Raw genomic sequence first — 12,454 nt, forward strand, 5'->3', positions numbered from 1 at the left:
TGATCCTAGTGCGCAACGGCAGCGGCGCCGTGCTCGTCTATGAGATGACCGGTATAGAAGCGGTCTATGGAGAACGGGGCGTTCAGCGGATGAGGTTCGTCGTTGGCAATGGTGTGGGCAAAAACCCAGCCCGAGCCCGGGGTTGCCTTGAAGCCGCCGGTACCCCAGCCACAATTGAAATAAAGTCCTTTGATCGGCGTTTTGGAGATGATGGGGCAGGCATCGGGACTGATGTCGACAATGCCGGCCCATTGCCGGTTCATGCGCACACGACTTAAGCTGGGGAACATCTCCACAATGGCCTGCAAGGTCTGTTCGATGCTCTGAAAACTGCCACGTTGGCCATAGCCTGTGTACTGGTCAATGCCGGCGCCAATGACCAGATCGCCTTTATCGGACTGGCTGATATACGCATGCACCGCGTTAGACATGACCACGGTGCTGATGGCAGGCTTGACCGGCTCCGACACGAGGGCCTGCAATGGATGGCTTTCCAGCGGCAAGCGGATGCCTGCCATATCGGCAAGCACACTTGAATGCCCGGCGGCCACGACCGCCACTTTCCTGGCGCGGATGATTCCCTTGCCGGTTTCAACACCCAGGACCACGCCATCCTTTTTAAGGATGTTGGTCACGGGGCAGTTTTGAATGATATCCACGCCCAGTTGGTCGGCCGCACGGGCAAAACCCCAGGCGACCGCGTCATGTCGCGCGACGCCGCCACGTGGCTGGAATGAGGCGCCCAGCACCGGGTAGCGGCTGTCCAGATTGATCAGCGGCTCCAGTTGCCTGATCTGTTCGCGGTCAAGCCATTGGCCGTCAACGCCGTTATACAGATTGGCATTGATGCGTCGCTGGGTATCGCGCACCTCTTGCAGGGTATGCGCCAGATTCATCACGCCACGCTGGCTGAACATGACGTTGTAGTTCAGCTCCTGGGACAGGCCTTCCCACAGCTTCATGGCTTTTTCATAGAGCTGTGCCGATTCGTTCCATAAATAGTTGGAGCGCACAATGGTGGTATTGCGAGCGGTGTTGCCGCCACCCAGCCAGCCTTTTTCCACAACACCAATATTGCGGATCCCATGGACCTTGGCCAGATAATAGGCGGTTGCCAGGCCATGACCACCCGCGCCAACAATAACCACGTCATATTCGTTCTTGGGTTCGGGACTGTGCCAGGCACGTCCCCATTTTTCGTTATGGCTCAGCCCGTTGCGGATCAGACTGAAAATCGAATAGCGGTTGCGCATGATATCCTCGTAGCAATCCTGTCTCGCCGTGATCGGGGCGGGCGCAGTGACTGCAAGTAGAGCAAATCGGGCGCTGCGCAGATAGAACTTTTCCGTCTATTGATTGGAATAATTACGCCATCATTGCGCGGTTTTCGAGTTCGGCAAATCGTTTAGTGAAAATCCTGGCGTCCGGGAAATACTTCGCTCACATAGTCGACCGGATCCGGGTTCTGCGCGGCCAGCAGGGATGCTGGCAACTGGGCCCGGCTGCGCCACTGGCCAGGAGACATTTCAAAAGTGCTTCGAAACTCCCGTCCCATATGTGACGCATCGGCAAAGCCACAAGCGCTGGCAATGGCGGCGATGGTTTTGGTCGAGTGGGTTAGCATCCAGGCGGCCATGCGCAGGCGAATTCCCCTGGAGTACGCTTGTGGAGTCATGCCCGATGATTGCTTAAAAAGCCGTTCCAGTTGCCGCACTGAAATATTGAGCTTACCTGCAAGCGCATCCAGCGTAAGCGCCTTGCCCATATGCTGCTCCATCAACAGTATGGCGCGCCGCACCACGGGATGGGTGTCCGGTGCGATGCCGGGTGGCAGCGGCTGGGGCGTCGTATGGGAATTGGCATTATCTATCTGCAGGATTCGCAAGGCCTTTTGCACGATAGCCTCGTCCATGTGTCGCTTCAGAATCTCGGCGGCCACATCAATGGACGCACGCCCTCCGGAGCAGGTAATGCGGCGGCGATCACAAACGTAGAGCCGGTCGGCAATAATCAGATTCGGGTCGGCTTGTGGGAACTGTTCGACAAAATCCCAGTAGTGGAACCAGCTGACGCAGATACGGTGATCCTGCATGACACCGGCCTGCATCAACGCAAAAACCCCGGTGCATACGCCAACCAGATTAACGTTCTTGTCTGCAGCCTGCTGTATAAATAGTTTCTGGGCGGCACTCAGTGGCAGGCCGGTGTGTAGCAAACCGCCCACCACTACCAGATAATCGAAGCGCGCAGGATCGCCCAGTTTTTCCGAGGGCATCACCTGGATTGTGCTGGATGAGCTCACCGGCGCCAGCGTTTCGTCGACCACATGCCAGGCGCAGCGAACCGGCTGGCTGTAATCGCCTTCGTCTCCGGCCAGACGCAGGACGTCCAGCAGACCCGAGAATGCGGTCAGCGTAAAGTGCGGCAGCAGCAGAAAGCCGAAGCGAATGGGCGCGGTATCCGTAGATTTCGGGTGCATGATGGTCGTGTTCCGTGACATTTGTATTCTAGCGAACTGTTGCGCGAAATGTCACCAGCGAAATGCCGCCAATATGACGCGCCCGCTCAATGCAGCCGAAACCGGGGGCAGTGGCGCAGGCAGGTGCGTCCTCGAAAAGTCCTCATGTTGACGGTGCCCGAGCGGCTATCTATCGGTCAATGCAAGTTTGGCGCCCAGCGCAACGAAGGCGGCGGCAAAGCTGCGGCGCAACCAGGTCATGACCGGGGGTCGAGAAATCACGTGGTGGCGAACCGCCGCGGCAAAGACGCCGTAACCGGTAAAAACGATAAATGTCATTGCCATGAAAACGGCAGACAGCTCCAGCATGATCGGTAGCGGGTTGCTGGCATGGTTGCCGACAAATTGCGGTAAAAAGGCGAAGAAAAAAATAGACAGCTTGGGGTTGAGCACATTGACGGCAATCGCGGAGCGAATCACATCCATATTGGAGCGGGGCGTGGCGCCGGTTTCAATTTTCAGCGCGCCATGCGCGCGCAAGGTCGTGAATGCCATATACAGCAGATAGGCGACACCGGCGTATCGGATTATTTCAAAAGCAAGGGCACTGGTATGCAACAACGCGGCCAGACCCGTAATGGCGGCGAACATGTGCGGCAAAATGCCTAACGTGCAACCGAAAGCGCAGATGACGGCGGCGCGGCGGCCCCGTGACAGGCCGGCTGCGACCGTTATGATGACGCCTGTGCCAGGCGAGATCACCACGATCAGGGACGTCAGTAAAAACTCCAAACTCATACTGTGGTTCCGGTAAAAGGTTCTGCAGGCAAAGGCGCTGTGGTCTGCACTAGCTTATACCAGTCTGTACCAGACAAACAACTTATAAATGCGATAGTTTGCGACGGCGGGCAATAATTTGCTGTATCCACTCGTAGCCGCTGACCAGCAATATGCCAAGCAGAACCATCAGGGCGCCGGCCACGAAATTGGGTTCCAGCGGCTCGTCCAGCAGCCATACGCCAAATGCAATGCCAAAAAGCGGGGTCATGAACGACAGGACGCCAAGCCGGGACGCCAGATACTGGCGCAGCAGCCAGAACCACAAGAGCAGGCTGCCGAAGGACACAACCAGTATCTGAAATGCCATGGCGGCAAAGGCGCGCGGCGTAGGGTTGAAATAAGTCTGGTCCATGAGGATGGCGGCAACGATCAGGACTGCAAAGCCGCCAATCAACTGATACAGCAAGGTGTGCGTGCTTGGGCAGTTGTTCAGGCGAGTGGTGCGTATGACGACTGTGGTCGCGCCCCAGGCCATGGCTGCACAGATGCCAAGCAAGTCGCCCAACAGCGGATTGGCGCCGCCGGGATCAGCCGATGCGCTGCGACCGGTAAAGGTTACGACAATGCCGGCAAAAGCGATGGCAATGCCCAGCCACTGGACCCTGTTCAGGCGTTCGTCGGGCACCTTCCAGTAAAGCCCAAGGGCGGCAAATACCGGGGCGGTGTATAGGAATATGACCATGTGAGAGGCTGTGGTATGGTGCAACCCCTCGGCAACCAGCAGAAATTCCAGGGCAAACAGCAGCCCGGCCGCAATCCCGGGTTTCCAGGTCCCGTCAGACAGCACAATACGGTCGCCGCGCGCATAGATAAGGATGTACACCATGATGGCTGAAATGCCGGAGCGCACAGCAATCTGAAATACAGGCGCAACGTCTGGCGCCGCGCCCTTGAGCACGACCTGTTGCAGACCCCAAATTGCGCAAGTAAGCAGCATCAGCCCGGTAGCCTTGCGATCAATTGCCCTGCGGTGTTCCATTTTTTTTCCTGTTCGTGATAAGTCTATTGTGAAACAGAATTATCTCATTGACGGATAATCACCATATACTGTAAATATGACAATCGATATCGGTATTAAGCCAATTATCGGTATCGAGGCAACTTCTTGTACGCGGGCGGCAAGCGCCCTTCAGAGACGGTTTGCTGATTTTTCAGATAATTCTGACTGCTGCAGGATACGGGGGCGTCGTTTGCCTGCTGTAGGTATTGCCGTTAGCGCGCCACCTTTATTGGCCTTTAAATCCGTTATATAGCCTTGTATACGATCATGTTCATGAAAAAATCTGGCTTCTCACCCAGCAACGCGACGCATTTGCGTCGGCCTCCGTTTGAGACGACATTGCCGGCACCGATCGTTTTTCGGGCGGTGAGCGTGCAGGCAGACACGGTGTACCCGCGTCATCTTCACAACTGGGGGGAGTTTGTATACTCCTTTAGCGGCATCATGGAGATCGAGCTGGCCCACCAGCATTACCTTGCGCCGCCCCAATATGGTCTTTGGCTGCCGCCCCGTACCGAGCACATCGCGTTCAATCGTCATGCGGGTATTCACTGCTCCCTGTATGTGGACGCAGCGCTGTGTCAGACGTTGCCCGGCGTGACCTGTGCATTGACCGTGAGCCCGTTTATGCGGGCGCTGCTCGATGAGCTGGGCAGAAGGCCACCGGCCATTGTCGCTACGTTACAGGAACAACGCCTGTTGCGGGTGTTGGTGGATCAGCTGGAGCAGGCCGATTGTGCCGGGACCTACCTGCCCACTTCGGACGATCCTTTGCTCAAGCCCGTGTTGCTGGCGCTGCAGGCCAATCCAGGTGATGCACGCACGATCGCCGAGTTTGCCGCGATCAGCCATACTACAGAGAGAACACTGATGCGCCGTTGCCAGCGTGATCTGGGCATGTCTTTTGTTGAATGGCGACAGCGGCTCAAGGTGCTGGCCTCGCTGGCGCGGCTTGATCGGGGAGAAACCGTGGAAGCGATTGGCCTGGATCTGGGTTACAGCAGCGCGTCGGCATTCATCAGCATGTTTCGCCGCCTGATGGGAACCACGCCCGATGAGTACCGCAAGGGCCGGCGCACGCAGGGCGCAATACTGGCCGCAGGCCAAAGCAAGGCACAGGGCCCCTTGCAACTGGCCAGTGCGCAACAGCATATATATCCAACACATAAGTAAAGATCAACTGGAAGGCTGACAGAACCGGTGATGTCGGGTATAAAGCGGGATCAGATATTTATTATGTCATTCAGGGTATTTGATATTTACCTTGATATTTGATTTCAGAAAGGAGAAGAAATGAAGCTTGAGACATTGGCCATTCATGCGGGTTACACGCCGGAACCCACTACCAAGGCAGTCGCTGTACCCATTTATCAGACGTCCTCGTTTGCCTTTGATAATACGCAGCATGGCGCCGACCTGTTCGATCTGAAAGTTGCCGGCAATATCTACTCGCGTATCATGAATCCGACCAATGCGGTGCTGGAAGAGCGCGTAGCCGCTCTGGAGGGCGGGATTGCGGCGCTGGCGGTTGCCTCGGGAATGGCAGCCATCACCTATGCCATCCAGACCATTACCCAGGCTGGCGACAATATTGTATCGGTCAGCAAACTATATGGCGGTACCTATAACCTGTTTGCCCACGCATTTCCACGCCAGGGGATCGAGGTGCGCATGGCGCCTCACAATGATATTGCGGCGCTCGAAGCGTTGATCGATGACAAAACCAAAGCGGTGTTCTGCGAATCCATTGGCAACCCGGCTGGCAATCTGATTGATCTGCGCGCACTGGCAGACGCTGCGCACCGGCACGGGGTCCCGCTAATCGTGGACAACACCGTGGCAACGCCGGCGCTGTGCCGTCCCTTTGAACACGGCGCCGATATTGTTGTGCATTCGCTGACCAAATATATGGGCGGCCATGGCACGACCATTGCGGGGGCCGTGGTCGATTCCGGCAAGTTCCCCTGGGCTGAGCACAAGCAACGGTTTGCGGTACTGAATGAGCCAGATCCGGCCTACCATGGCGTGGTCTATACCGAAGCATTTGCCGAAGCGGCCTTTATCGGGCGTTGTCGCGTTGGCCCGCTGCGCAATACTGGGGCCGCATTGGCGCCGCTGGCTGCCTTTCAGATTCTGCAGGGTATTGAAACGCTGGCATTGCGCGTCGAGCGCCACTGTGAAAATGCGCTGAAGGTGGCACAGTTTCTGCAGAAGCATGAGCAAGTCAGCTGGGTGAAATATGCGGGTCTGCCCGATCATCCGGAACACGAACTGGCCCGCAAATATATGGGTGGTAAACCATCGGCCATCCTGTGCTTTGGCGTCAAAGGTGATGCCCAGGCCGGCGCGCGCTTTATTGATGCGCTGCAATTGATCACGCGCCTGGTAAATATTGGCGATGCCAAATCTCTGGCATGCCACCCGGCCACGACCACCCACCGCCAGCTCAACGAGCAGGAGTTGGAGAAGGCCGGGGTCAGCCAGGATATGGTCAGGCTCTCTATTGGCATTGAGCACATCGACGATATTCTGGCTGACCTGGATCAGGCATTGCAGCAAAGTCAGGGCTGATTGCCTGCGTTCGTGTTGTCTTGACGCAATCCGAAGGCGCCATCAGTTGGCGCTTTTGCGACGCGAAATATTGCGCGCTCTGCGTCACGCTGGTGTGGTGGCCGAGCGTTGAAATCGTCATGATCCTGTACCGGCTGCAACGGCCAATGGTTACACGCATTTGACCTGCTAAATGCTATGATTGAACCACCAACGGTACAGGAGTCCCTCCTCATGGACATTACAATTTATCACAATACCCGCTGCGGTACTTCACGCACGACGCTGGCGCTCATCCGCAATACGGGTGTCGAGCCCAATATCATAGAATACCTGCACAATCCGCCTTCCCGGGAAGAGCTCACGGCAATCATAGAGAAGGCGGGAATCAGCGTACGTGACGCCGTGCGCCAGAAAGAGACGCTGTTCAAGGAACTTGGACTGGATGACCCGGCCGTGAGCGACGATCGGCTGCTGGATGCCATGATTGAATACCCGATTCTAATCAATCGTCCCTTTGTGATCAGCCCTAAAGGCGCGCGCCTGTGCCGCCCGTCAGAGCTGGTGCTGGATATTTTGCCGCTGCCGCAAAAAGGCGCTATAAATCGTGATGACGGCACACCGCTGATCGACGCATTGGGTCAAAAGGTCACGTAGGCCTGAACGATCACAGGAAACACCACTCGTTTCATTGCATTTGATATTGAAGCAGCCTCTGCGCCGCTTCACAATGTTGCAGGACTCGCGCTGCGTTTGGCGCATTGATGACCTTGAATAAGGACCTGATATGGCACGCCCGATCTGGAATGGTACGCTTTCTTTTGGACTGTTGAATATACCCGTGGCGCTGATGCCCGGGGAGCGGCGCATGGATCTGCATTTTCGGATGCTGGACTCGCGTGACAAGGCGCCAGTGCGATACGAGCGGGTCAATGCCGACACCGGAGATGAGGTGCCGTGGAAAGACATCGTCAAGGCGTTCGAATATAGCAAAGGCAATTATGTGGTGCTTGAGCCCGATGATATTCGCGATGCAGCACCGCAAAGCAAGGAGTCGGTAGATGTAGAGGCCTTTATCGACGCCAGTGCTATCGGGCCGGCTTATTTCGAAAAACCCTATGTGCTGGTGCCGGGAAAAAAGGCGGAAAAAGGTTACGTGCTGTTGCGCGAAACGCTGCGCGATGCCGGCAAGATCGGGATAGCACGTGTGGTCATACGCACGCGCGAATATCTGTGTGCCGTCATGCCGCAAGGCGATGCGCTCATGCTGATTCTGTTGCGATATCCACAGGAGCTGATCGATGTGCAAGACTACCGGATTCCGGAAGGCAAGTTGAGCGACTACCGGATTTCCCGTCAGGAAATGGACATGGCCAGTCAATTGATCGCGTCCATGCAAGCCGACTGGAAACCTGACCAATACAAGGACGAATTCCGACAGCGGCTTTCAGATGTAATCAAAAAACGGATGAAAGCCAACAAGGTCAGCCACCGTCCGGAGGACGAACTGGAAGATGCCGCGGTACCGGAGAATGCCGCTACCAATGTGGTCGACTTCATGTCGCTGCTCAAGCAAAGCCTGGCAACCAACAAGCGGACACCGCCCAAGGCGGCCAAGTCCAAATCTGCTGCCAAAGGCAGCGACAGCACGGCAAGCAAGGCGAGCAAAAAGGCTCCGGCAAAATCGGCGAGCAAAGCTGCGCAGCGCAAGGGCACTATGGCCAATGGTAAAACGGCCAGCGGTAAAGCGGCAGGCAAGACGGCCAAATCTACGGCGACCGCCAGAAAAGCCGCCAAGGCGCCGGCCAAGGCAACGACAAAGAAAAGCGCCGGTTCGTCCGGGGCCGGTTCACGCAAGCGTGCTGCCAGCACTAAAAAGGCGGCCTAACGCACACTTATCCAAAACGACAGACCGGGAGCGCCTATGAGCCTTGCCGACTATCAGCGCAAACGCAGGTTTGACCGTACTCCGGAACCGCAGGAGGACGCCATGGGCGGTGGCCGACCCATCTTTGTCGTCCAGCTGCATCATGCCAGCCATCGCCATTATGATTTTCGTCTGCTGGTTGCCGGTGCGCTCAAGAGCTGGGCCGTGCCCAAAGGCCCCAGTCTGGATCCGACGGTCAAGCGCCTGGCGGTGGAAGTTGAGGACCATCCAGTCAGCTATGCCAATTTCGAGGGTGATATTCCCAAAGGCGAATACGGCGCAGGCAATGTCAGAATATTCGATAGCGGCATCTGGAGCACTAATGAAGAGGCCGAAACGCAACTGGCTAAAGGGCATTTGAAGTTTGAACTGTTTGGCGATATTTTGCAGGGCGGATGGCATTTGATCCGAAGCCATCGTCGCAGTCGCCAGCAACAGTGGTTGCTGATCAAACAGGACGATGCCTTTGCCCAGGACAGGGAGGCCGATGACTTTGTCGATGAGCCGGCACCGTCTGCCACGGATGGCAAAAGAGCTATCGAAAAAAAAACGGGTGCGGTTAAAAAGACCGCCACAGGAAAAACGGCAAAAGGCAAAATTACTACTGGTGCAACCTCAAAAGGTGCAACATTAAAAGGTGCAACATCAAAAGGCGCAACAAAAAAAGCCGCAGCCGGCGCGCAACGCCAGCGAGATCCGGCAACGGTGGCCTGGCACGCGCAGCTTGATGCCTTCAAGGGCGCAAAGCGACAATCGTTGCAGCACAAACCGTTTGCGCCACAATTATGTCATACGGCAGACAAGGCGCCTGTTGGCGAGGACTGGCTGCATGAAGTCAAATGGGACGGCTATCGCCTGCTGTGCACGATTGTCGACGGCACTCCAGCCTTGTGGTCGCGCAATGGTCTGGACTGGACGGCGCGCTTGCCTGATGTCGCGCGTGATATGGCGTCGCTCGGGTTGCAGCAGGCCGCCTTTGATGGGGAGCTGGTCGTGCTTGATGGCGTGCGCAGCAATTTTTCAGCATTGCAGGCCACGCTGTCTGGTGAAAGGCAGGCGCCATTGAGTTATTTGCTGTTCGACCTGATTCATCTGGAAGGGTTTGATCTGTGCGATGTGCCGTTGCAGGATCGCAAGGCGTTGCTGCAGACAGTATTACAAGACGCGCCATCACGATTGCGATACAGCTCGCATCTGGTGGGTTTCGGTCCGCAGGTGTTTGAGCGAGTAACAGCGGAAAAACTCGAAGGCATTATTTCAAAACGGGTGAATGCCCCGTATCACGATGGCCGCAGCAGAAGCTGGCAGAAAATAAAAATGGAACTCAGTGATGAATTTGCCATTGCCGGCTTCATTGAACCCAAAGGCAGCCGCACGGGGATTGGCTCGTTACTGCTGGCATCGCCCCAGGGCAAGACTGGCTGGCGGCTTGCCGGGCGTGTCGGCACCGGCATGAACGACGCGATGTTGCGTCAGCTATCGGCCATGTTGCGACCGGTTGCAGGGGCCGAACCGACCGTGACGGTTGCAGGCATCGATTCCGATCTGCGTCGTGCAAAATGGGTCAGGCCCCAACAGGTGGTCGAGGTGTTTTATCGTGGACACAGCAGCCAGGGACTGTTGCGTCACACGGCCTTCAAAACATTGAGAGAAGACAAGTCTGCTGCCGATCTGCGAGGCAGCCAGGCAAAAGAGGAGCCTATGAAAAAAGATATCGTTCATATCAGTAGCCCGGATCGCATGGTGTACCCCGAGATGCATGTGAGCAAGCAGGATGTGGCCGACTATTACGAACGCGTGATGGACTGGTTGTTGCCGGGGGTAGCCGGACGGCCGCTATCGGTGCTGCGCTGCCCGGATGGCACGCAAAAAGCCTGTTTTTTCCAGAAACACCATACGGCCGGCATGGATGTCAGTACGGTCATTCTGCAGGAAGAGCAGGGTGGCAGGCAGGACTATCTGATGGTGCGCGACAAGAAGGATGTCATGCAGCTGGTGCAGTTTAGCGCGCTGGAGTTTCATCCATGGGGTGCGCTGGCCGACAGCCCGGACGACTGCGACCGTCTGGTGTTTGATCTTGACCCTTCTGCCGAAGTGCCGTGGGCCACGGTGAAAAAGGCGGCGCGTCAGGTGCGCGATCTGCTGGAGCAATTGCAGTTGCAATCGTTTGTACGCACCACCGGAGGTAAAGGGCTGCATGTAGTGGCGCCGCTGAACCCGCCCGTGCCCTGGGAGGATGCACGACAATTTGCACGTGCTTTTGCCGAATCGCTGGCCGGGGCGCAGCCGGACACCTATATCGCAACGGCCTCCAAAAAACAGCGCAAGGGACTGATTTTCGTGGACTATTTGCGCAATGGGCGTGGCGCCACCAGTGTCTGTTCGTATTCGCTGCGTGCCCGGCCTGGTGCCGCAGTGGCTACACCGTTGCGTTGGGAAGAGCTGGGACGCATAAAATCGTCAGATGCCTTCCATATCCGCAATCTGCCGCAACGCCTGGCCCGGCTTGCGAGCGATCCCTGGCAGGAATTGACCAGGATCAGGCAGTCACTACCTGATCTGTTCTAGTGGTGGCCAGTGTAGCGCACTGCGTGATGATGCCCGTCGAGCAACTGCTGTCTGATGAATCGCCGTATATAATGAATTTTCGTATTTACTATGGAGCTTGTCATGGCCGTTACGGCTTCACAGCAGGAACGTGATGTTCTGTATACATTGATTTCGCGTCGCCGCTCTGTCCGGCAGTTTACCGACGCGCCGATTGATGAACAGGCACTCATACGCATCCTCACCTGCGCGCAAGGGGTCGACAGCAGCGACGGCAAGCGGGGTGCGCCATCGGCGCATGCGTTGTACCCGCTAGGTTTGACGGTTCTTGTACGACGCGTGCAGGGCGTAGAGGTGGGCAACTATCTGTTTGAGCCCGAACGCAACGGTCTTGAGCGGCTGGCCCATGCCCCTGTTTCCGGCAGTTTGCTCTCGGCCTCTCTTGCCGATGATCTGTGGCTGGAGACAGCCCCTGTTGTGATCGTCATTACTGCCGACTATGCCCTGGCATTGCGCCATTTTTCTGACCAGCAGCCCGATGGCTTGCGCGGTGCGCGCTATGTAGATGTAGAGACCGGCGCCGTGGCACAGAACCTTTATCTGGCAGCGCAAGTCGAGAATCTGGGCGGCGTGCTGGTCATGGGGATAGATGATGAGGCGCTTGCCAGGCAACTGACTTTGCCCGCCGCACACAAACCGGTGGCGCTTTTTTGTCTGGGACAAGGCCAGGTGTAATTGTCGATCAATCAGACCGACAGTTGGTTTTGTTATGATGAATGTCATAATGACATTCAGGAAACATGCAATGACGCCAATTGAGAACGACAAACCGATCACGGGCAAGCCCCATATTCTGCTGCTCTCGGGCAGCACTCGACGACAGTCCTACAATACCCGTCTGGCTCGTCATATGGCGCTGGCGGTTGAGCAGGCCGGGGGCGTTGCGACATTGATTAGCCTGGCCGATTATTCGATGGCGATCTATCACGGCGATGATGAAGCGCAGTTTGGCTTGCCCGACGCTGCGCGGCAACTGCGAACGCTGTTCAAGTCGCATCATGGCGTGTTCTTTGCCTCTCCGGAGGAAAATTCCTCCATCTCGGCTTTGCTGAAAAATACGCTGGACTGGGTG

Annotated in this window: 11 protein-coding genes; 7 read left to right on the forward strand and 4 right to left on the reverse strand. The window is 56.6% G+C overall.

Annotated elements, in window-relative coordinates; all coding sequences use genetic code 11:
• Positions 1-5: 5 nt before the first annotated feature.
• The 4 genes from ACTIKR_RS09575 to ACTIKR_RS09590 form a co-directional block, all read right to left on the reverse strand.
• Positions 6-1,253: a sarcosine oxidase subunit beta family protein gene (locus tag ACTIKR_RS09575; protein WP_442327723.1), complete on the reverse strand. Its 1,248-nt coding sequence runs from the start codon at positions 1,251-1,253 to the stop codon at positions 6-8.
• Between the two features lie 152 nt (positions 1,254-1,405).
• The gene (locus tag ACTIKR_RS09580; protein WP_442327724.1) at positions 1,406-2,500 is read right to left on the reverse strand and encodes a GlxA family transcriptional regulator; all 1,095 of its coding nucleotides are present in this window, start codon (positions 2,498-2,500) and stop codon (positions 1,406-1,408) included.
• A gap of 144 nt (positions 2,501-2,644) precedes the next feature.
• Positions 2,645-3,256 carry a LysE family translocator gene (locus ACTIKR_RS09585; protein ID WP_193089730.1) on the reverse strand — a complete coding sequence of 204 codons (612 nt, stop codon included), beginning with the start codon at positions 3,254-3,256 and terminating at the stop codon, positions 2,645-2,647.
• Between the two features lie 82 nt (positions 3,257-3,338).
• Positions 3,339-4,277 carry a DMT family transporter gene (locus tag ACTIKR_RS09590; protein ID WP_442327725.1) on the reverse strand — a complete coding sequence of 313 codons (939 nt, stop codon included), beginning with the start codon at positions 4,275-4,277 and terminating at the stop codon, positions 3,339-3,341.
• A 294-nt stretch (positions 4,278-4,571) separates the two neighbouring features.
• On the opposite strand from ACTIKR_RS09590, the gene ACTIKR_RS09595 reads away from it, so the two are divergent.
• The 7 genes from ACTIKR_RS09595 to ACTIKR_RS09625 form a co-directional block, all read left to right on the forward strand.
• Complete coding sequence (locus tag ACTIKR_RS09595) at positions 4,572-5,471, forward strand: AraC family transcriptional regulator (protein WP_442327726.1); 900 nt, start codon at positions 4,572-4,574, stop codon at positions 5,469-5,471.
• A gap of 120 nt (positions 5,472-5,591) precedes the next feature.
• The gene (locus tag ACTIKR_RS09600; RefSeq protein WP_193089727.1) at positions 5,592-6,869 is read left to right on the forward strand and encodes a bifunctional O-acetylhomoserine aminocarboxypropyltransferase/cysteine synthase; all 1,278 of its coding nucleotides are present in this window, start codon (positions 5,592-5,594) and stop codon (positions 6,867-6,869) included.
• 213 nt (positions 6,870-7,082) lie between these two features.
• A complete protein-coding gene (arsC, locus tag ACTIKR_RS09605) occupies positions 7,083-7,505 on the forward strand; it encodes an arsenate reductase (glutaredoxin) (RefSeq protein WP_442327727.1) in 423 nt (140 codons plus the stop codon).
• A 130-nt stretch (positions 7,506-7,635) separates the two neighbouring features.
• A complete protein-coding gene (gene ku / locus ACTIKR_RS09610; RefSeq protein ID WP_442327728.1) occupies positions 7,636-8,736 on the forward strand; it encodes a non-homologous end joining protein Ku in 1,101 nt (366 codons plus the stop codon).
• A 36-nt stretch (positions 8,737-8,772) separates the two neighbouring features.
• On the forward strand, positions 8,773-11,343 hold the full coding sequence (gene ligD / locus ACTIKR_RS09615) for a DNA ligase D (protein WP_442327729.1): 2,571 nt from the start codon (positions 8,773-8,775) through the stop codon (positions 11,341-11,343).
• 102 nt (positions 11,344-11,445) lie between these two features.
• Complete coding sequence (locus ACTIKR_RS09620) at positions 11,446-12,057, forward strand: SagB/ThcOx family dehydrogenase (protein WP_442327730.1); 612 nt, start codon at positions 11,446-11,448, stop codon at positions 12,055-12,057.
• Positions 12,058-12,127: 70 nt separating this feature from the next.
• A partial coding sequence (locus ACTIKR_RS09625; protein WP_442327731.1) for an NADPH-dependent FMN reductase occupies positions 12,128-12,454 on the forward strand: 327 nt, incomplete at its 3' end.

This window comes from Advenella sp. (assembly GCF_052108595.1).
Taxonomy (GTDB): domain Bacteria; phylum Pseudomonadota; class Gammaproteobacteria; order Burkholderiales; family Burkholderiaceae_B; genus Advenella.